At 36.8% G+C, this 21,360-nt stretch carries 22 protein-coding genes; 13 read left to right on the top strand and 9 right to left on the bottom strand.

What is annotated here, in order from left to right; translation table 11 throughout:
* Positions 1-54: 54 nt before the first annotated feature.
* Entirely contained in the window at positions 55-789 is a 735-nt protein-coding gene (locus tag CWC30_RS04180; protein WP_138626513.1) for a hypothetical protein, read from the bottom strand.
* Positions 773-2,575, bottom strand: a complete 1,803-nt coding sequence (locus tag CWC30_RS04185; protein WP_036981979.1) for an AAA family ATPase — start codon at positions 2,573-2,575, stop codon at positions 773-775. Before CWC30_RS04185 ends, CWC30_RS04180 begins: the two co-directional genes overlap by 17 nt.
* 183 nt (positions 2,576-2,758) lie before the next feature.
* On the opposite strand from CWC30_RS04185, the gene CWC30_RS04190 reads away from it, so the two are divergent.
* A complete protein-coding gene (locus CWC30_RS04190; RefSeq protein ID WP_138626514.1) occupies positions 2,759-3,061 on the top strand; it encodes a helix-turn-helix domain-containing protein in 303 nt (100 codons plus the stop codon).
* Positions 3,062-3,063: 2 nt separating this feature from the next.
* Here CWC30_RS04190 and CWC30_RS04195 read toward each other — a convergent pair whose 3' ends face one another.
* The 3 genes from CWC30_RS04195 to CWC30_RS04205 are packed head-to-tail and all read right to left on the bottom strand — an operon-like array spanning position 3,064 to position 4,833.
* Positions 3,064-3,828 carry an ATP-binding protein gene (locus CWC30_RS04195; protein ID WP_138626515.1) on the bottom strand — a complete coding sequence of 255 codons (765 nt, stop codon included), beginning with the start codon at positions 3,826-3,828 and terminating at the stop codon, positions 3,064-3,066.
* Positions 3,829-3,884: 56 nt separating this feature from the next.
* Entirely contained in the window at positions 3,885-4,541 is a 657-nt protein-coding gene (locus CWC30_RS04200; RefSeq protein WP_138626516.1) for a DNA-methyltransferase, read from the bottom strand.
* Between the two features lie 13 nt (positions 4,542-4,554).
* Complete coding sequence (locus CWC30_RS04205) at positions 4,555-4,833, bottom strand: hypothetical protein (protein ID WP_085065540.1); 279 nt, start codon at positions 4,831-4,833, stop codon at positions 4,555-4,557.
* Positions 4,834-5,048: 215 nt separating this feature from the next.
* Here CWC30_RS04205 and CWC30_RS04210 point away from each other — a divergent pair, with 215 nt between their 5' ends.
* Genes CWC30_RS04210 through cas6f form a run of 4 tightly spaced genes read left to right on the top strand, consistent with a single transcriptional unit; the run spans position 5,049 to position 9,906 of the window.
* The gene (locus CWC30_RS04210; RefSeq protein WP_138626517.1) at positions 5,049-6,224 is read left to right on the top strand and encodes a TniQ family protein; all 1,176 of its coding nucleotides are present in this window, start codon (positions 5,049-5,051) and stop codon (positions 6,222-6,224) included.
* 3 nt (positions 6,225-6,227) lie between these two features.
* Positions 6,228-8,279 carry a type I-F CRISPR-associated protein Csy2 gene (locus CWC30_RS04215; RefSeq protein ID WP_138626518.1) on the top strand — a complete coding sequence of 684 codons (2,052 nt, stop codon included), beginning with the start codon at positions 6,228-6,230 and terminating at the stop codon, positions 8,277-8,279.
* On the top strand, positions 8,279-9,307 hold the full coding sequence (gene csy3 / locus CWC30_RS04220) for a type I-F CRISPR-associated protein Csy3 (protein WP_029774218.1): 1,029 nt from the start codon (positions 8,279-8,281) through the stop codon (positions 9,305-9,307). The genes CWC30_RS04215 and csy3 overlap by 1 nt, the downstream gene beginning before the upstream one ends.
* The gene (cas6f, locus tag CWC30_RS04225) at positions 9,304-9,906 is read left to right on the top strand and encodes a type I-F CRISPR-associated endoribonuclease Cas6/Csy4 (RefSeq protein ID WP_029774217.1); all 603 of its coding nucleotides are present in this window, start codon (positions 9,304-9,306) and stop codon (positions 9,904-9,906) included. The genes csy3 and cas6f overlap by 4 nt, the downstream gene beginning before the upstream one ends.
* Before the next feature lie 417 nt (positions 9,907-10,323).
* On the opposite strand, the gene CWC30_RS04230 is transcribed toward cas6f, so the two are convergent.
* The 4 genes from CWC30_RS04230 to CWC30_RS04245 all read right to left on the bottom strand — a co-directional run bounded on the left by CWC30_RS04230 (position 10,324) and on the right by CWC30_RS04245 (position 12,142).
* Positions 10,324-10,773: an Xre family toxin-antitoxin system antitoxin gene (locus CWC30_RS04230; RefSeq protein ID WP_029774216.1), complete on the bottom strand. Its 450-nt coding sequence runs from the start codon at positions 10,771-10,773 to the stop codon at positions 10,324-10,326.
* A gap of 49 nt (positions 10,774-10,822) precedes the next feature.
* Positions 10,823-11,230, bottom strand: a complete 408-nt coding sequence (locus CWC30_RS04235; protein ID WP_249929824.1) for a MerC family mercury resistance protein — start codon at positions 11,228-11,230, stop codon at positions 10,823-10,825.
* Between the two features lie 102 nt (positions 11,231-11,332).
* Positions 11,333-11,710, bottom strand: a complete 378-nt coding sequence (locus tag CWC30_RS04240) for a MerR family transcriptional regulator (protein ID WP_004588890.1) — start codon at positions 11,708-11,710, stop codon at positions 11,333-11,335.
* 42 nt (positions 11,711-11,752) lie between these two features.
* Positions 11,753-12,142, bottom strand: coding sequence for a Cd(II)/Pb(II)-responsive transcriptional regulator (locus CWC30_RS04245; protein WP_004588889.1), 390 nt, complete (start codon positions 12,140-12,142; stop codon positions 11,753-11,755).
* A 77-nt stretch (positions 12,143-12,219) separates the two neighbouring features.
* On the opposite strand from CWC30_RS04245, the gene CWC30_RS04250 reads away from it, so the two are divergent.
* The 8 genes from CWC30_RS04250 to CWC30_RS04285 form a co-directional block, all read left to right on the top strand.
* Positions 12,220-12,834 (top strand): cation efflux transmembrane domain-containing protein, encoded by a 615-nt coding sequence (locus CWC30_RS04250; RefSeq protein ID WP_004588888.1) that lies wholly within the window; start codon positions 12,220-12,222, stop codon positions 12,832-12,834.
* Positions 12,835-12,889: 55 nt separating this feature from the next.
* Positions 12,890-13,621, top strand: a complete 732-nt coding sequence (locus CWC30_RS04255; RefSeq protein ID WP_069439206.1) for a transglutaminase-like domain-containing protein — start codon at positions 12,890-12,892, stop codon at positions 13,619-13,621.
* A complete protein-coding gene (locus tag CWC30_RS04260) occupies positions 13,608-14,510 on the top strand; it encodes a cation diffusion facilitator family transporter (RefSeq protein ID WP_004588886.1) in 903 nt (300 codons plus the stop codon). The genes CWC30_RS04255 and CWC30_RS04260 overlap by 14 nt, the downstream gene beginning before the upstream one ends.
* Positions 14,511-14,556: 46 nt before the next feature.
* The gene (locus CWC30_RS04265) at positions 14,557-14,916 is read left to right on the top strand and encodes a hypothetical protein (protein ID WP_235190303.1); all 360 of its coding nucleotides are present in this window, start codon (positions 14,557-14,559) and stop codon (positions 14,914-14,916) included.
* 83 nt (positions 14,917-14,999) lie between these two features.
* Positions 15,000-16,217 carry a TolC family protein gene (locus CWC30_RS04270; protein WP_008468875.1) on the top strand — a complete coding sequence of 406 codons (1,218 nt, stop codon included), beginning with the start codon at positions 15,000-15,002 and terminating at the stop codon, positions 16,215-16,217.
* A gap of 64 nt (positions 16,218-16,281) precedes the next feature.
* Positions 16,282-17,538 carry an efflux RND transporter periplasmic adaptor subunit gene (locus CWC30_RS04275; protein ID WP_069439205.1) on the top strand — a complete coding sequence of 419 codons (1,257 nt, stop codon included), beginning with the start codon at positions 16,282-16,284 and terminating at the stop codon, positions 17,536-17,538.
* Between the two features lie 11 nt (positions 17,539-17,549).
* Positions 17,550-20,750, top strand: a complete 3,201-nt coding sequence (locus CWC30_RS04280) for an efflux RND transporter permease subunit (RefSeq protein ID WP_069439204.1) — start codon at positions 17,550-17,552, stop codon at positions 20,748-20,750.
* Between the two features lie 345 nt (positions 20,751-21,095).
* The coding region (locus CWC30_RS04285) for a transposase (RefSeq protein ID WP_138626519.1) at positions 21,096-21,360 on the top strand (265 nt) is incomplete at its 3' end.

The following is a 21,360-nucleotide window of genomic DNA, read 5'->3' on the forward strand; positions in this document are numbered from 1 at the left end:
ACCCTTAATTTCTTCAATTGGGTATATTTCACCAGCTCAATATGAAACAGACTACTATGATAATTTAAACGAGTCAGGTAAAGTGGCCTGACTTAAACAAACTGGTCTCCGATGAACTCGGGGCGATTCAATTGTTGGTATTTCTTCCTGATTACAATAAGGACAAACATCAATTCCAAGAAAATTTGTTATGTCGTATCCAAATTCTTTAGACATTAACTCATAATCAAAAATACTTGAAAAATTACTTACCCAAAAAGGGAATTTCATTTGTTCTGAAAGCTTAAATGTACCTTTTTTAAATTTATAAATGTCGAGTAACTTTTTTTTCTTTTGTGCAGTGGTTACTCTATGTTCTTCAGTGAAAAGGAACTTTATTAATTGAGTGGCCTGAAATTCTCTTAGAGTTAAAAGCAAGTTATTCTTAGTTTCATCAAAGAGTTCGTTTATTACATCAGTATTTTCTGGTTTTCTTAAATCAAGCTCATTTATATCAGACTTTGTGTAGTTAAGTTCAAAGTTTACAAAGAAATACTCTGGGCAATAAAACTCAGCTAGGCTGGGTACTTGTTTATAAATTTTATCAATAATTTGGCATAACTCTGAAGAGCCGCAGAAAGTTAATTCAATTAAACTCTCTTCTGAAAAAAGTGCTTCAATTTTATTTTTATGCTCTAAATCAACTGTATTGAAATACTTTTTAAATTTAGGCAATAGAGACTTTGATATAACTTTCTTCTTATAACGAGCTAGAAAATTATCATCAGTAATTTCATTTATTTTTATCATTTTCGTCCATAAAATATGCTTTCACTTTTTCATCAGGAATGAGATTTATAAGGTATTGACTATAGTTAGATAATTCCCCCTGCTTTAATTCTTGATAAAATCGTAGTATTTCGTTTCTTGATATTTCACCAAATGTAGAGTCTAAGTGCATACCGTCAAGGTACAAATCGTTAATCCTTGTACCAAATCCGTTCGATTTTTCTTGAAATATTTGATTGTTGTATTTAATAATTGAAATTATGTCATCAGGTAAAAAATCGCTAAGTATGATTGGGGAATGTGTAGTCAAAATAGTATTTACACTGATTTTTTTTATATTGTGCTTTAAAAATATAGGTTTTTCGAAATTATTAAGAATTTCGATAATATCAAGTACGATTTTTCTTTGCCATTCTGGATGAAGGTAGGCATCAACTTCATCAATGAGCAACTGGATATTTGAATATCCTTTAGAAATTAATTCCCTAACACCTGAAAAAATACGTGATTGTAGTTTTAGCCGAGCCTCCTCTCCAGAACTTAAACCATACCAGCCATATGTAAAATTATTTGCTGCGTACCTGTTTAATTCATTAAATTTTCTAGTCATATCAGTGATTAAATCAATATTATCAAGGTCAAAGTAAATAGTTTCGGTACCATGTAAAATGGGTACGCCATCATCTAACAATTTTTGAACTGTACTTTCTAAGAAATGACAAAAGCTTTCTGCTTCATAAACTATATTTTCTATATCATCACCCATATTCAAAAGAGAATGCTCGTCAATATGGTCTTTGATAGCTTGAGGAAGTTCTTTTATTGAAAGTGTGTTATCGAGAACGATTTTTACATAGAACCAAGCCCTTTCAGTTGGCTCTTTTATCCTTAGAGAAAAGCTTTTAATAACATCGTCAATACAACTATCTAAAATGTACCAAAAGGAATCATCAAGATAATGTTTATTTACTCTAAATTTATCTTTTTTTAAAAGTTTATTTAAAGCGCTTTTAAGTATTTTCGGGGTTATTTCCTTTTTGTCTGAAAGGTTATTTATTTTAAATACTCTTTCGGTGGTTTCGATATCTATAATTTCAGGCATTGTGTGTAATGCTTCTTCAACTATTGTGCGAAGCTCTTTACTTTCAAATAAAGTATTAACGTTTTCATTTGTTAAGCTGTCGATGGAGTTATTAAAATGCCTTCGACTTGATGGGTAGATAGTGAATCTAAATGCAAGAGGTGTATCTGCATCTTGTTTTTTATGATTGAAATATTCAGAATATTCTAACTCTCTTGATACTTCAGCCATTAATAGCTCTTTTTTTGTAACTCTTTTTTCAAGGAACTTATTTGAAGATAATTTTAGTACATTCTTTTTTCCTTTACTGTGTTCATTGAAAGCAAATTTATTTAAATCAAAAAGGTTGGTTATAAAAAGTAGGCTAGTACTGTTGTTTGGCTTGTACTCATTAATAGGGGCGCCATTTAGGAACATACCTGATAAAGAGTTGTTTTTTACATAATAGTTAGAGTCAACGTCATTCCAGAAAACAGCTGTACCAATACCAACGATTTCGTTAAAAGCTCCTTCAATAAACTCTAAAATTGATGTTTTACCTGCTCCATTTTTACCAATTATCAGTTTTATATTTTGTCCACGATAATATTCTTCTTTAAATCCACAATGCTGTTTTTTTACCTTAATGTGAGGTCTATCGAAATCGCATATGAAGTTCTGATTCAGATTCATGAAGAGATCTTTAATACCTTTATATTCATCAATGTATATACAAACAAGTTCCATATTAGAAGGCTACAATTTTTTATGATAGGCATAGATTGCTAGATCCCAAGCATTTTTTAAAGAAGAAAAGTGAAAAAGTTAGATTTAAGTGTAAACTCAGGAGAAACTAAAATATCCTTAGTACACTTATGGGTTAGATACTAAGAGAATCTTAGCAATATATAATTTATAGCTAAGGTTCACATGGAAACTCCAACACCTTCACGCCTAAAATCTGCAAGAAAAGCAGCTGGCCTTACTCAGCAACAGCTAGGTATGGCATTAGGAATGGAGCCAAACACGGCTAGTGCTCGCATGAACCAATACGAAAAAGGCAAACATGCCCCTGATTTTTTAACTATGAAACGCATTGCTAAAGAGCTTGATGTACCGGTAGCTTATTTTTATTGTGAAGAAGATGTTTTGGCTAAATTGATATGTGAACTTGGGAAGTTAAGTCTAGAAGATCAAAATAGCATCTTAGGTATAGTTTTATCAAAAAAATAAAATCAAAGGTTTGGTTGCATGCGTTCAATTATGTAATCTTGCAACGCTAGACCTTGAAGCTTTTGTTTACAACCATTCACTCTAACCCAAGTTTTACCTGAAGAATTAAAAAAGAGCTTAGGATTATTAGATTTTGGAACTTTTACTTCTAATACAAATCCAGATTCAACTCCTAAAACCAAATGAAAAATAATTCTAATCTTAGTGGGATCAATCGATGGTTGAATGACATTGATTTTTGCATTGATTACTTTATTTATTTCATCCTTTTGATTAGTGTTTAATTTAAGGCATTTAACAACACCATCGTCACATATGCCCCAAAATATGCTGCCACCCGAACTATTTAAAAAAGCAATTATATATTCATCTACTTGGTTCTGAATGGAATTTGTAGGGCTTAACCCTTTAACTTCTTTAAACTCATGCGTTAAATCCTCTTCGAGTAGGCACTTTTTTCCTTCAATGAATTGGTAGTTTTCTGATTGTGTTATTAGCTCAAACTGATCTGGTAGTGATTCAAAAAATATTCGAAGTTGGTTTATTGACCTAGGACTCATTCGAATGGCTTTGGAAAGCTTACTTAATGTTCCATGCTCTCGAAGCAGTAAGTCTAATTGAGCAATAGCCTGTTCTTTTCCAACAAGCTGCCCCCAGCTTTCAATCTTTCTATTTCTTTGTGGTCCACTCTGGAGTCCTCCTGGATAATAAACAGCATTAATTGCATCAAAAGCATTTTGTAAATCCCAGTTTTTATTAATAATCAAATGACAGCACCGTGTTTAATAGTGTTATGTGGATAAGCATTTTGAAGTATTACTTATCATATATTTTTTCTATCAAAGAAATGTTGATGAGCAGACTCTGAAATATCACATCCGATAGCTTGTCGATTTAAGTTATTGGCTGCTACTAAAGTAGCTCCTGAGCCAAAAAAAGGATCAACGACGAGTTCATTTTCATTACTGCTTTGCGAGATGAGTGTTTCAATTAACTTAACTGGCTTTTCAGTAGGGTAGCCCCTGTATACTCTTTTACATGTGAGGATATCTGGAACGCTTAGATCATTTAACTTGCGCTTACCTTTCTCGAAAAAAAGAATATATTCGTGTCTAGCTCTGTAATGATAGCCCATTCCAATAGTCACTTTATCCCAAATTATTGGCTTCCAAAACTTGAAACCTACTTTTTCAGCTATTGGCTTAATATAAAACATTGTTTCTTGATCGCAGAATAGATAAAAATGCGAACCTTTTTTCAGCACTCTGTAAATTTCAATTAGTAGTTCTTCAAAGCGATTATTTGGGAATATGTCGAACCACTGATTACTTGACGATTTACTTACTTTTAAGCGAGTGGTGGTTCCTATTTTTCGATGTTTTTCTAATGATTCGTAGGGTGGATCAGTAATTAAAAGATCAACACTTTCGGTTGAAAGTGTTGATAACCAATTTACCGCATCATCTTTAAATACTTGCATTAAACCTCTTTAGTTAAAGTGTGCTGCATAATCGGCCATTGTGTGAGCTTTTTGATGCTGTCCCCTTCGGTAAATGGCGGCAATCTATACAATAGCTTTGGAAACCATCGGGGTTTTGTGACGATTTACGTGCGGGAGTTTTACCAAATGAGTTAGGGTAATAATGAAATACGTGTTCCGAACCATTTGCATCAGAGCAATTAGGGCAAGATTTAAATCTTTGTCCTGTAATTTGGTCAGCCTTTATGATCATTCCACTGTTGAGTGCTTTATTACAGCAGTTACAAGCCATAAGAATCTCCTTATAAGTTAGCTTTGTATTTTTAAATTTGAGTTTTTATTGTGTTACTGGTTATTAATACATCCTTTAGAAATGCCGTAACACTTTCTACAGTATCAGATATTGTACTTTTGTGAAGTACGAATGATTTAACGATAATTATTTTTTTGACTATCTAATTTATTTAGCCTAAACCTAAACTAAGATTTTCTTAGTTTAGGTTGGCGATGCATTTTTTAGTTCAAACAAAACCTTACCCAGATGAGGCGCTTGAAAGCTATTTACTAAGGCTTGCAAGAGATAACTCATACGATGGTTATAGTGAGCTTGCTGATATTTTGTGGCAATGGCTTGCAGAGCAAGATCATGAGCTTGAAGGTGCGTTGCCGTTGGAGCTTAGTAAGGTTGATGTTTATCATGCTAAGCAAGCGAGCAGCTTTAGAATAAGAGCGCTCAAGTTAGTAGCCCAATTAGCTGATGTTAACGCTGGTGACATTCTTGCACTTGCATGGCGGCGCAGTAACTTTAAATTTGGCAACCTAGCAGCAGTAAGCCGTAGTGAACTGACAATCCCCCTTGAACTACTTCGCACTAATAACATACCTGTTTGCATTGAATGCTTAGAGGAGTCTTCATATATTCCTTTTTATTGGCATTTAAAGCCCTATAAAACGTGCCATAAGCATAAAACACAATTAACCTCACAATGTAGAGAATGTCATAACTTAATTGATTATAGAGCTTCTGAGGCGTTTTTAGAGTGTGGTTGTGGTTATAAACCAACCAGTAGTGAACAGTTAAACGATGCAGACTTTAAAATTGCATTTGCGCTTGCAAGTAGTAACAGCCAAAAAATAGTGGGGTTGATACCGTGGTTTGCGAAGGTTAAGCAACTTGATGTAAGCGATGCTGACTTTAATCGAGCTTTTGTTGATTACTTTAGTACTTGGCCTGATGGCTTTACAGCTGAACTAGATTTACTCACAAATAATGCGCGGCTCAAACAACTTAACCCTTTTAATAAAACTAAGTTTAACTCTGTGTATGGCAGGGTGATCCGTGATGGTCAAATAGCTGCAACAAGTAACCGTAAAAACAAAGTTCTTGATGAGATTATTAATTACTTTGTCGAATTAGTTGGTAGTAATCCTAAAGCTAAACATCCAAATATTGCAGATTTACTGCTTTGTACTTTTGATGCCGCAGTATTATTAAACACCACTACAGAGCAAGTTTACAGGCTTCATCAAGAAGGCTTTTTAAACTGCGCTTATCCACAAAAAAAGCACGAACAGCTCAGAGCTGATAGCCATGTTTTTTATTTACGCCAAGTGATTGAACTACAGCAAGCATTCGCAGCAGAAAAGCCTCAAACAAAAAAACAATTTATAGCGCCGTGGTAACTTATGAACTTACAAGATGCATTTGCAATTGAACCATTAAAAGAAAAAACCACAATACTAAGAAAGTTGTTTGCGCCATACACGCCTCATGTTGTGGTAGATGGATTTGAAGAACAAGCGCTGACTGTACTCATTAACCTAGTTTATAAGCGCAGTGAAATTGATGATCTAACAAGTACAAGAACCGCTAAAAGTGTATTACGCGATGAAGTGTTACTGAGTAAGTGCATTAACGAAGTAAAATGGTTTCATACTCATAATTTAAAATACCCAGATATACGAGTAAGCCATCAGCGTTTAATTAGTAAGGTAGTAAGTGAAGATATTGCGGGTATTTGTAGCCGGTCATTACCTTTAAGTTTTGGCTGGTCGCACAACAGTGCTGAAATTAATCATGCAAAGTTATTTTTAACCTCGTTTAATTGGCAGGGCGAAGTGACTTGTTTAGCAAAGTTATTAATAACTGAAGAGCCTGTTTGGATTAATTTAATAAGAGCATACGGGTTTACTAAAAAGGCGGTTTTAGATATCGCGGATAAAGTAAAACAGCAGTTGCCAGTGGCAGAGCTCCCATTAGAAGTAAGCTCTTTTTCACCACAGTTACAAATGCCATTTCAGCAAAGCTACCTTGCGGTTACGCCTGTAGTAAGCCACGCAATACTAGCTAAAATTCAGCAATTAACAACAGATCGTAAGTTAAATTTTGCTTTAGTTGAGCACTCAAGACCAGCCAATGTTGGCGATTTAGCAAGCTCAGTAGGCGGCAATATAAGAGTGCTGCGTTACTTTCCTAAAACATATGCTAAGGCTATTAACCGCTCCAAAGTAGTCGATAATGATATTGAGAAAACATTTAAAATTCGTGCGCTAATAAGCAGTCAATTTCAACAGGCGCTTTTGGTGTTGGTAGGCATTAACCAGTTTAATACGTTAAGGCAAAAGCGATTAGCGCGATTAGCGGCTATTAGGCAAGTACGTGTTAGCTTGCAGTTATGGCTGGATAACATTCTGGAAGCTAAAAATAACGCGCAAAACCAAGCTTACCCTGAGTGGGCAAAGCATTACTTAGATCAGAGTGTTACTAACTGTATTAGCCAATTTAGTAACGTACTAAATGAGAGTCTTGGTAATTTAAGTAAGCTCAAACGCTTTGCATATCACCCTAATTTAATGGGGCTGTTTAAGGTGCAATTAAACTATGTGTTTACTCACTGTGCAGCTGAAGAGGAAACATTAAATGATGAGCAAATAGTGTATGTACATTGCCAAGATATGCGAGTGTTTGATGCCGAAGCAATGGCTAACCCGTATATTCAAGGCATGCCGTCACTTACTGCTTTAAATGGGCTTGCTCATAACTTTGAGCGTAAGCTAAAAAGCTTTATAGACCCTTCAATTAAGTTTATTGGCAGTGCCATTTACATTGAAAACTATCAACTACATACGGGTAAACCATTACCTGAGCCAAGCAAGTTAAAACAAGTTGCAGGGCGTAGTCATGTAATAAAGTCTGGTATTATCGATAAACCTAAATGTGACATAACACTCGATTTAGTATTTAGGGTTTTCGTACCAAATAAAGAGATACTTAATAAGTTAAATAGTCAGCTTATAAAGCCCGCACTACCATCTTCATTTGCAGGCGGGACTATGCATCCACCTTCGTTATATCAAAATATAGACTGGTGTCATGTACATACTAAACCGAGTGAGCTGTTTAAAAATATAAAGGCAAAAGCGTTAAATGGCAGTTGGTTGTACCCTTCAAAAAAAGTAGTTAAAAGTTTTGAACAATTGATAGATGCGCTTAACGGTAACTTTAATTTAAGACCCGCTGCAATTGGCTTTGCTGCGCTTGAAGAACCCGTAAAGCGAGATGCAGCATTACATGAACACCATTGTTATGCAGAGCCCGTAATTGGGTTGTTAGAGTGTGTTAGCAATACATCAGTAAAGTACGCAGGCGCTAAGCAGTTCTTTCATGACGCATTTTGGGTTATGGATGTTCAAAAAGAGTCTATGCTTATGAAAAAGTCTAAGTTTGAGTATGAATAATGCAATTACCTCGGCACTTAAGTTACACGCGTTCGCTCTCACCCAGTAAAGCGGTGTTTTTTTATAAAACACCGGAGTCTGATTTTGAACCGTTACAAATAGAGCAAAATAAATTAGTTGGGCAAAAGTCAGGGTTTGGCGATGCGTATCAAAAGCAAAATGTGGCTAAAAATTTAGCGCCACAAGATCTTGCTTTTGGGAACCCTCAAACAATTGATGTGTGCTACGTGCCTCCAACAGTAAATGAGCTATTTTGCCGTTTTTCACTCAGGGTTGAGGCTAATAGCATTGAGCCACATGTTTGTGATGACCCTAAAGTTATTTATTGGTTAAAACGGTTTTTTGAAACCTATAAAAAACACAATGGCCTTAATGAAGTTGCAACTCGCTATGCTAAAAATATACTGATGGGAAACTGGCTTTGGCGTAACCGTCAATCACCGGATGTTGATATTGAAATCCTTACTGAGCACGCTGCTCCAATTATTGTTGAAGGTGCACAAAAACTAAAGTGGCAGAGCAATTGGCAAAATAATCAAACAGCACTAATAACATTATCAGAAGCTATTCAAGAAGGGCTTAGCAACCCTCAAAATTATTGTTATTTAGATATAACCGCAAAAATTAAAAATGCATTTAGCCAAGAGATTCACCCTAGTCAAAAGTTTGTAGATACTGTTGAACAGGGGATGTCATCTAAACAGCTTGCATACACTCAAGTAGGTGATAAAAAAGCAGCAAGTTTAAACTCACAAAAAGTAGGGGCTGCTATTCAAACTATCGATGATTGGTATGAGGGAGGTTACAAACCTTTGCGCACTCACGAGTATGGTGCAGATAAGCAAATATTAGTTGCACACAGAACACCTAAGAGCCATTCAGACTTTTATTCATTACTCCCGCGCATTGCTTTGCATATTAAGCACATGGAAAAGCATGGTTTAGGGCAAAGTGAAGAATCAGACGCAGTTCACTTTATTGCGGCAGTGCTGATTAAAGGTGGCTTGTTCCAAAGGAGTAAAGGTTGAAGCGCTATTATTTTATCATTACTTATTTACCCAAAAATTGTGATGTAAGCCTTCTTGCAGGGCGTTGTATTGGCATTTTGCATGGGTTTATGAGCTCACGTGAAATAAGTAATGTAGGTGTGTGCTTTCCTAAATGGAACGAGCAAACCATAGGTAATGAATTAGCGTTCGTATCGACAGATAAAAAGCAATTGACCAATCTATCTCAGCAAAGCTATTTTGAGATGATGGCACATGACAAGTTATTTGGCTTATCCAAAATACTCGAAGTACCAACAAACCAAAGTGAAGTCATGTTTGTTCGCAACCAATCGGTAGCTAAAGCATTTGTTGGCGAAAAGCAAAGGCGGTTAAAACGCGCTAAAAAAAGAGCTGAAGCCAGAGGTGAGGTTTATAATCCAGAATATAAATTTGAGGCAAAGGACATAGGCCACTTTCATTCAATACCCGCATCAAGCAAAGGCAATGGTCAAAGTTATGTTCTGCATATACAAAAAATTGAAAATGCTGAATCCATAAAAAATCAATTCAACAATTATGGCTTTGCTTCAAATCAAACATTTCAAGGTACGGTTCCCTCTTTGAATACCCTTATTTAATAGTTAAAAACACTCTTTTGATTCTCAATGAGTTAGCAGATTAATTGAAAATAAGGGTAAATGATTTAAATTCGTTTAACAGTTTGGTATTTATAGAAATTTAAACTATTTTTTATAGTGAACTGCCGAGTAGGCAGCTGGAAATATTAACCAGTGAAATTATTATTAATGCCAGAGGTGAACTGCCGAGTAGGCAGCTGGAAATTTCCAAAAAGAGATAACATTCTCCTCAGAGTAGTGAACTGCCGAGTAGGCAGCTGGAAATCATGAAAGCGCTCGGCATAAAAATGGGTGAACGTGAACTGCCGAGTAGGCAGCTGAAGTTAGGCCAGGAAGTAAACAACCACATCTTGTGACTTTTAACTGCCGAAAAGGCAGAGGCTAAATAGAGAAACCCCAGTAAACGCTGGGGTCATTTTAAGCGTTATAACCGTATTTAAGGCTATTTATAACGTTCCTAATTAACCTTCTACCAGCAATTGTATTTACAAATGTTAAAGGTGTTTTAGAGCTAAATTGTAAGGAGTACGTATTTAGCCATTTATTCCATCGTTCAATATTTTCAAAGTAATCAATACAAGCTGATGCTAGATGAGCTAACTCAAAGGTATTTTCACTCAAAGTTGCATTTAAGCGTGTGTACTCTTTTTTATGACGTTTCAAAGTTCTAATATTTGTACCAATTGCTTTAGCAAAGGATTGAATATCCCAACCTAACTGAAGCCTAAACTTCTCAACACTCTTTATATCTAAACCACGCTGAATTAATTCAATTTCATCTAAAGGGTTTGAGCTTAAATTAACTTTTCCATTGCTGAGTATATCTACAAATTTATGATTAGTGCTAGGTTGCATATCACTAGGCATACATACCTCAAAGTCAGGAAAGTTATATTTAATAATAGCACTTCTACTATTAAGCTGATAGTCGGGTTAGAGCGAAAAGCAGACATTGACCGTTAATCGTTTCAACGACGGCAATTAGCCATACGTTGCATGTTTGCTCCCTTACTGGTTTTACGATATCCAAAACCGACATAACGACCATTAAGCAAATACCAAAGTAAAATAGGTATGTGCTCCAATCATATAGCCAAAGAGGATAAAGCGTTAATAGCACTGCTACAGGCCCTAGAATGCTGAAGACAGCTCTGGTATGGTTTTTATTTTTGTGCCAGTTGTATAAGTTTACCAATAGTTCCAAAGATGCAAAAATAGGTAAAAGCGTATTTACAGCTATTCCTTCGAAGTGAGAGAAGAAGCCTAGTCCTAATGCCGATGCAAGTGACCTTAATGCAGGGAGGCAGGCCGTGCCGCTAGCCAAACGCCACTAGAGCCTACTCTGTCTAATATTTTATTTATCATTTGAAAGTCTATTGGTTGATATTACCATCATTCTAAACTCCGTATACAAGTACGGAGTCAATCATTTTAATGAGTCAATTATGGGGCAATGTGTTGGATCTTCGTTTTGCATACAGGTATTTGTCATACCCACAATTACTTTCTCTAAACGTTGAAGGTCATTAATTTTGTCTCGAATGATTGCTAACTTTTGTCGGTTTAATAGCTCAACTTGAGCGCAGTTGCTGTCCATAGACATTAGCGATTTTATTTCTCTTAACGTAAAGCCGAGCGCTTTGGCTTTTGTGATAAACCTAAGTTGTCCTGCTATTGATTCGTCATATTGTCTATAACCAGATATTGGTTTTTCAGGTTGTGTAATCAGTCCTTCTCGTTCATAAAAACGAATGGTTTCTACATTTAAATTTAATGATTGTGCTAATTTGCCAATGGTTTTCATTATTGCCTTTGTGAATACTACTAATCTAAAGTTATATTTAGTTCAACTATCTAATGACTTGATAATGCCACAGACTTCAATTGTACCGTCAGACCCGCAAGAGCTTGCCATTAGTTTTAACTCTTTTTTGAGTGCATTCAATTCCTTCATTCGTTGATTAACTAAAGTTAGTTGCCGATCAATTAATGCATTTACACTAGAGCAACTCTCCTCTGGCTTGTTTTTTAATTCAATGAGTCGCTTAATATCATTAAGCGGAATATCTAAACTTCGACAATGCTTTACGAACTCTAGCTCTTTAAATGCCTTATTAGAATACAACCTGAAATTCCCTTCAGTGCGATCAGGATCTGACAGCAAGCCCTCCTTTTCATAATATCGGATGGTTTGTACTGAATACCCCGATGTTTTCGATAACTCACCAATTTTCATAAAATTTCCAAATAAACTTGACCCTATAGTCACTATAGGATTTATAGTTAGAGCATACAAGTTAATCGGAGATGAAAATGAGCGATTGTGGGTGTGAAGTTGAGCTAAAAGATAACCAGCAAAAAACGGTGCTTTATTGGCTTCTGGCTATCAATGCCTCGATGTTTGTTTTTGAAATTGGCTTTGGTTGGTTATCAGAATCAACGGCTTTAATTGCAGATTCGTTAGACATGCTAGCGGATGCAATCGTCTATGCAATTGCACTATACGCGGTGGGAAAGTCAATCCAACATAAGGCTAATGCTGCTTTAGTGAGTGGCTATTTCCAACTGGGGTTAGGCGTGCTAATTCTAATGGATATTGCTAGAAGGCTGTATGGTGAAAGTGAGCCTCACTCTTGGTTTATGATTGGCGTAGGCATGGTTGCTTTAGTTGCAAATGTGATTTGTCTCATCCTTATTCGAAAGCACAACAACGATGAAGTACATATGAGAGCTAGCTGGATATTTTCAGCGAATGATGTAATTGCAAATCTTGGTGTCGTTATCGCAGGCATACTCGTTATGGTGCTGAAACAGCGTTGGCCTGATATCGTCATTGGTAGCATCATTTCAATGTTAATTCTTCGAGGCGCTTACCGAATACTAAGCGATGCTAAACAAGAATTAGCTGTTGCTGAGAAAACACGTTAAACACCAAATGAAGATAAACAATCAACCTTTGGTTGTTCAAAGTAAGGAAACATCAATGAATAGCAAATATCTAGAAAAAACCAAGATAGTAAATTTTGAACACTCTACAATTCAATCATTAATTTCTGAGCGTAATTGGCAAGAACTCGATGACTTCAACAAAATTGGTGCAGCCTACCAATTTGTTAAAGATGAAATATTATTTGGTTACAATGAGAGTGATGATATTTCAGCAAGCAGTGTTTTAGCCGATGGTTACGGACAATGCAATACCAAGGGTAACTTGCTGATGGCTTTGTTACGAGGATTAGGTATTCAATGTCGTTTTCACGGCTTTACTATTGAGCAGCGATTACAAAAAGGAGCTATTCCAACTTATGTATTTTGGTTAGCACCTAAATATATCATTCATAGTTGGATTGAAGTTTATTTCAAGGATCGTTGGATAAACTTAGAAGGCTTTATATTAGATGAACAATATTTAAGTTCACTACAGCACAAATTTAGTCAAATAAAAAACGAATTTTGTGGTTATGGTGTTGCAACAAAGTGTTTCTCTTCGCCAGATACAGATTGGCGTGGTCAAGATACCTATATACAAAAAGAAGGTATTCATGATAATTTTGGTGTTTATAATTCCCCTGATGAGTTTTATCTCGAAAAAGGAACTAACTTATCAGGAATCAAACGTTGGATGTATCAACGAGTGATCCGTCACTTTATCAATTTTAACGTAGTCAATGTAAGAAATTTAAAAGTTCTTGAGGTGGAAAATGCACAATCATAGCCATAGCCATTCGCATGGAAAAGACGACCGTATAGGTTGGACATTTTTCCTTAATGTTTCATTTACTATTATCGAATTTATTGGTGGTTGGCTAACCAACAGTACCGCTATTATGGCTGATGCTGTACATGACCTGGGTGACAGTTTATCTATAGGATTCGCTTGGATACTGAGTCGTTTCTCGGATAAAGAAGCATCCGATAGATTTAGCTATGGCTATCGTCGTCTTACCCTGTTTGGCGCATTAATTAACAGTATTGTATTAGTTATTGGTTCTGTCTGGGTGCTATTTGAAGCAATACCAAGATTATCTAATCCTGAAATGCCAATGGCTGAAGGAATGTTGGGTCTTGCATTACTTGGGGTTGCTGTTAATGGGTATGCAGTATTTAAACTAAAAGCGGGTAAAACGCTGAACGAAAAAGTACTTACGTGGCATTTGCTTGAAGACGTACTTGGCTGGGTTGCAGTCCTAATTGTTTCTATCGTGCTGCTTTTTGTAGATCTACCAATATTAGATCCTTTGCTTTCTATAGGCTTTACACTGTTTATATTGTTTAACGTTTTGAAAAACCTGAAAACAACATTGGCACTATTTCTTCAAGCTACACCTGATGAAGAAGTGCAGAATAATATTGAAAAAGCGATAAAGGCTATACCTGAAATTAATGGGATTCATCATATGCACTTTTGGTCATTAGACGGGGAAAGTCACGTATTAACTGCTCACCTAGAGTTAGCCCATAACTTTGAGGTTGATAAATTAATTAGGCTAAAACAACAAGTGGCTAAGGAACTTTCTTCTTATAATTTATCTCATACAACCATTGAGTTTGAGTTTCCTCAAGAAACTTGCCGTGACGAGCATGAAAAACATGCGCATGGCTAGTTTAGAAAACCTTTTTTTGATATTATAATTTTTCATATTTAAGTAGGTGTTTATTTTGAAATTCAATGTTGCGTTAAAAATACTATTAGTCGTTTCGATTGTTTTGCAATCGTTAACTGCTGTTGTATCCGCAACACCTGAGAATCACCAAATAGATATAGAGCACCTTCAAATTCAACATGATCATGCAGATGATCGAAATGTCTCAAATGATAATGTAGGTGATGAGCAGCATAATGAAAAAGATTGTCATCACTGCGGACATTGCAGTGGCAGCCACTTATCTTGGATTTTAGTCAGTAATTCAAATACCACGGGCAAACTAAACATTATCAATAAAACGCCTTATCAAATTGATCAAACAAGTACCTTTCTTGAAGCGATACTTCGTCCGCCCATTTCTTAATTAGATTAATTTTTAATGACCTATTTATCCTTTAATAATGGATAAAGGTTTCGTGTTTATTAATTTTAAAATTAAGAATTTTTATGTATATATATTTAAAAAATGCAGGTTTAGTCCTGTCTTTATGTATGGCTGTGAGTTTTTCAGTTGCCACTTATGCCAAACAGAAAAGTATTTCATGGCTAGATAGTCAAATAAATAAAGATCCCGAAGTTGTTGCGGCTAAAGAGTTACTTAATGCAAGTAATCATAGAGCCAAGAGCTTAACTAAAGCCGTATATAACCCAGAGCTTGAAGCAAGCTATGAAAAAGAGGGTGATTTTGATAATTATTCTATTGGTATCAGTCAAACGATTGATTTTTGGGATAAGCAATCAGCAAATAAAAGCATTGGTGAAATTGGTGTTTATGCAAACCAGCAACAATTGTTATCTCTACTCGATTCTAAAAAGGCTAACGCTTTAACTGCAATAGTTAATTGGCAAGCAGCAAAAAAGGTGGCTCAGTTACTTTCAGTAAGAGAAAATCAATTACAAACGCTCGTTGGAATTATTGAAGATAAGCGAAAAGCAGGACTTTTAGAGCCACTTGACGCTGAACTGGTTTATTTAAACTTGTCCCAAGTTTTCAGTGAAATATCTGAGTCGCAAATTGCTTTGAAAAATGCAGAGGTAAATGTTCAGGAGTTATTGCCTGATTGGACGCCTAATACTACCAATTTGTTTTCATTTACTTTTGGAGCAACAAACTATTCATTTAACTCTCAGTGGGTTGAGGAACATCCAAAAGTTAAACTCGCTAGAGCGCAATGGAAGATAAAACAATCTAAAGCTCAACTAACCACTATGGAATCTAAAGCCAATCCAACCATTGGAGTTAACGCAGGGAAAAGTGGAGATGAAGACTTGATTGGCGTGACTTTCTCAATGCCTTTAAATATCAGAAATAACTATTCAGATACTGTTAAAGCCGCTTATTCAGAAGCAATTGCAGCAGAGGCTAACTTTCGGTCGGTTTATCGAAAGCAGTCATTTGAAGCAAAAGCTAATTATGAATCGCTTATTGTCAGTAAAAAATATTATGAGCAATGGCAAAAACTGACAAAAGGCAGATTAGATAGCAGCGAAAACTTATTAAATAAGCGCTGGGAAGCTGGTGACATTAATACTTCTGACTACTTACTTGCATTAAATCAACGTGCGGAAGGGCTTCATGCAGGAATACGTTTGGAAAATCAATTCAAGCTTGCAGAAATATCCTTCATTTTAAGTATGGGTCAGTTATCCAAATTTGAGATTTGAGCGCTTTGTTTTTTCAGTAGCGAAAAACGAAATCTTAAATTTATTAAAAATATAGGTTACAAAAATGAATACAGTAATTAGTAAAAAATTTTTAGCCGTAGTAATTAGCTGCCTGTTAGTTGGGTTTACTACAAATCATGATGCTTTTGCACAGTCGTCAGATGGAACTGGTTCTGTCACAAACGTTTCGAAACAAGAAGAAAAAGAACATCAAGATGAGCATGAACACGAAAAGGGACATGAAGAAGATAAAGGTGACCATGACGAGCACGGCCATGAAGGTGGTAATAAAGAGGGAGAAGAAGGACATGAAGAAGGTATCACTATTGATCCAAAGAAGATGTCGCTTGCTAACATTAAAGTGGAAAGTGTTAAGCCTGAATATCAATTTAGCTCCGTATATGCACCTGGCGAAATAAAAGCTAATGGCTATAAAAGTTATGTGGTATCGCCACGTACAGAGTCAGTCATTATTAGTCGCCATGCAGCGCTTGGAGAGCATGTAGAAATAGGTCAGAAGTTAGTTACATTATTTAGTGAAGCAATGGCACAAGCACAGGCTGACTATTTAATCGCTTCAACCGAATGGCAACGTGTGAAAAAGCTGGGTAACAAGACGGTGAGTGAAAGTAGATTATTACAAGCAGAGACTACATACAATGCGAGTTACGGGAAGCTTATTGCTTTAGGGTTAACTGAAAAAGCAATAGATGGCATTTCTAACAAAGACATTAAAGCATTTGGACAATATACATTAATTGCTCAGCGTGAAGGGGTTGTACTTCAAGACGATTTTATCCAAGGGCAACGTGTTGATGCTGGTGATTCAGTAATGTTGTTAGCAGATGAAAAACAACTATGGGTTGAAGCAAAAGTTTCTCCAAATAAAAAGCTGAATTTATCAATTGATTCTCCTGCGGTACTTAAATTAGAAGGCCAGAGTTACAATGCCAAAGTTATCCAAGAAGCCCATACAATTGACCCTATTACTCGTACTCGAATTATTAGGTTAGGAGTAGATAATTCGGATGATAATCTTCATTCAGGCATGTTTGTAAAAGTTTACTTTCAGTTTGCCACAAAGCAGAAAGTGATGGCTGTGCCAGAAGAAGCATTGATCCGCAGCGCAGATGGTGATTGGACAGTATTTGTCGAAGACCACCCTGGAGAATTTAAAGCTGTAGAAATAGAACTAGGCCGAGCCTTAGGTGGTTTTAGAGAAATCATTGGCCTTGATAGTGGAACGCGAATTGTAACTAAAGGCGCATTTTTTGTTGCGTCTGAAATCGCTAAAGGCGGATTTGATCCGCACAACCACTAGGGAGCAAGACTATGTTTAATAAAATAATAGATTGGTCTGTTAATAATAGACTCCTGATTTTGATTGCGCTGTTTGCCACTATGGTTGGTGCAGTTATGGTGATCCCAAAATTAAATTTGGATGCCTTTCCTGATGTTACTAATGTTCAAGTTGCTGTAAATACTGAAGCGCCAGGACTGGCTGCTGAAGAAGTTGAACAACTCATTACGTACCCCATTGAAGCGGTAATGTATGCCCTACCTGATGTAGAACAAGTGCGCTCAATTTCTAAAACAGGCTTGTCTGGCGTTACGGTTGTTTTCAAAGAAGGCACCGACATTTACTTTGCAAGACAACTCGTATTTGAGCGTCTTCAAGCCGCAAAAGAACTGATACCAGAAGGTGTTGGGACACCCGAAATGGGACCAAACACCTCTGGGCTAGGCCAAGTATTTCAGTATCTTCTTATTTCAGATAAAGGTGCAGGTTATGATGCTATGGCACTCAGGAGTCTCAATGATTGGGTAGTAAAATTACTCGTTATGCCTGTCGATGGAGTCACTGATGTATTATCTTTTGGTGGTAATGTTAGGCAATACCAAGTCAATGTCGATCCATCTAAGCTCTTAGCATATGAACTAACGCAAGAAGACGTTGTTGGTGCCCTAGATAACAACAATGCGAATGTTGGCGGATGGTACATGAACCGTGGGCAAGAGCAGCTTGTGATTAGAGGCACAGGCTGGTTTGAGAGTGGTGAGGCTGGCATCAGTAATATCAAACAAGTTCCCGTTAAAACAGTAGATGGTACGGTTGTTACGGTTTCAGATATTGCTAAAGTTGAAATGGGCAGTGAAATTCGTCAAGGTGCTGTCACCATGACGCGCAAAACCGAAGACGGTAAAGTCGAAAATTTAGGCGAAGTTGTCTCTGGCATTGTCTTAAAACGCATGGGTTCAAATACTAAAGCCACCATTGATGGTATCAATGCAAGAATTCCATTAATTAATCAAGCATTGCCAAAAGGTGTTCGCTTTGAGCCTTTTTATGATCAGGCTGATTTGATTGAAAAAGCGGTAAATACAGTGGTTGATGCACTATTACTAGCATTTATTTTCATCTGTATTGTATTAGCACTATTTTTAATGAATTTACGTGCAACCTTCTTGGTATTAATATCTATTCCAATTTCAATTGGTATCGCGTTAATGATCATGGCTTGGTGGGGCATTTCTGCAAACCTTATGTCACTGGGTGGCATAGCGGTCGCTATTGGTATGCTTGTAGATGGCTCAGTGGTTATGGTTGAAAATATGTTTAAACATTTAAATAGACCTGACGCGACACATTCGAAATCGGTAAAGGAACGTGTTCCAACTTCTGACGCAGATCCGCACGATGTAGAACACGATGAGCACGGCATTAAATTACGTCTGCAAAATGCAGGTAAAGAAGTGGCTCGTCCCGTCTTTTTTGCTGCCTCGATTATTTTAGTCGTATTTGCGCCATTGTTCAGCTTTGAAGGGGTTGAAGCAAAGTTATTCCAACCTATGGCAATAAGCATCATCTTAGCCGTTGTATCTGCGATTGTGGTTGCGTTGTTTATCGTACCTGCACTGGCAACTTATTTATTTAAGTCAGGTGTAAAAGAGAGGGAAAGCTTTGTTCTTAGGCCATTAGACAAACTCTACAGAAAAGGGCTTACATTCGCACTAAAACGCACCAAGTTAGTCATTTCAGCCGCACTTATATTAGTTTTCTCTGCCTTTGCATTAGTTCCATTAATTGGTACTGAATTTGTACCTGAGTTAGAAGAAGGGACGATAAACTTAAGAGCAACGCTGGCACCTTCTTCCAGTTTAGATACCGCGCTCACTGTGGCACCAATTCTAGAAGAAAAACTAATGGCTTTTCCTGAAGTAACCTATGCATTAAGCCGAATTGGTCGAGCCGAAATAGGTGGAGATCCAGAGCCTGTGAATAACATAGAAATTTACATAGGGTTGAAGCCTGTTTCTGAGTGGACCAGTGCATCTAATCGATATGAACTTCAAGGGAAAATGGAGAGATCTTTAGAGGAGTTTCCTGGCTTACTACTAAACTTTTCTCAACCTATTGCGACTCGTGTTGATGAGTTACTATCTGGCGTAAAAGCTCAGTTGGCGATAAAGTTATTTGGCCCTGAGTTAGACGTTTTAGCAGCTAAAGGACAAGAGATCGAAGCGGCTATAAAGAGTGTTGATGGTGCAAGAGATGTTGCTCTTGAGCAAATTGCAGGTGAAGCGCAACTTGTCGTAAAACCTAATAGGCAAGAGCTATCGCGCTTTGGACTTTCAGTTGTTGATATAATGGAAGTTGTGCGAGATGGTATTGGAGGGGTTGAAGCTGGACAAATCATCAAAGGCAATGAACGTTATGATATTTACGTGCGTATTGAAGAAGAGTACCGACAAAATAAGGAAGCTATTTCAGATATTCGAATTCAGTCACCAACAGGCGCCTGGGTACGCTTAGGTGATGTTGCAACTGTTTCATTTGAATCAGGTCCTCCTCAAGTAAGGCGCGATGATGTTCAAAGGCGTGTCGTTATTCAAGCAAACGTTCAGAATAGAGATATGGGTAGTGTAGTAGCCGACATCAGAAAAGTTATTGCTGAGAAAGTTGACCTACCTTCAGGTTACTCGGTAGCAATAGGTGGCCAATTCGAAAGCCAGCAGCGTGCTCAAAGCAGACTAGCTATCGTTGTACCTCTATCTTTAGCGCTAATTGCATTGTTACTTTACTTTGCTTTTGGCTCTGTTGGTCAAGCTATGCTGATATTGGTCAACGTGCCGCTTGCTGTAATTGGCGGAGTTTTCTCCTTATATTTATCTGGACAATACTTGTCTGTACCAAGCTCCGTTGGCTTTATTACCTTATTTGGTGTAGCGGTATTGAATGGGGTCGTTATGGTAGAAAGTATCAACCAACGTATTAAAGACGGTCTAGAAGCATCTAAAGCCGTTTTTGAAGGCGCTACTTCAAGATTAAGACCTGTACTTATGACTGCTATAACATCAGCTTTAGGTTTGATACCGATGTTAATGTCTAATGGTGTTGGTGCAGAAATACAGCGCCCATTAGCGAGTGTTATTGTTGGCGGCTTGGTAACTGCAACACTGTTAACATTATTTGTTTTACCTGTTTTATATCGCTGGTTTTCAGAGAAAAAAATAAAAGAGCTATCCAGATAAAATTACTGTGAACTCTAACCCCACGCTAAAGTCACGTTTAGCGTGGGGTTATTGAGTAGATGAACGAAAAGAAAGATTAGATTTAACAATAAACTAATAGTCATGACTGCTTTGTCGGAATATTTGTCGTTAAACAGGCCAAAGCTAACTTCCGCTTTCGTATCTTTGCAGTCTTAATCTCTATGTGTCTCAAGGTCGGATTATGGCACAGACTGTGTGAAAACTCTGATCACCTTTTGGTCTAAGTATCTGCTGCTTATGATCGATTAATCTATACATTTAGTTCACTTAATATACTGATATTTATATAATAAGACTATTGATTCAGTCGAGGGTTGAGGCAATATGTCAAAGTTTATAAGCGGTGAAGATCGTAACCAATCAACGTTATTTCCAGAATCGTTGGAAGACTACGTCAGTGAAGATAATACGGTCAGAGTGATTGATGTTTTCATTGAGGAACTAAATCTAGCTGAATTGGAGTTTAAAGGGTTAACTTTAAAGTCCACAGGCCGCCCTAAGTATCATCCAGCCACATTATTAAAACTGTATCTTTATGGTTACCTCAACCGTATTCAATCATCCCGCCGATTAGAAACCGAATGCCAAC

This window comes from Pseudoalteromonas sp. S4741 (genome assembly GCF_005886135.1).
In the GTDB taxonomy this organism is placed as follows: Bacteria; Pseudomonadota; Gammaproteobacteria; order Enterobacterales; family Alteromonadaceae; genus Pseudoalteromonas; species Pseudoalteromonas tetraodonis.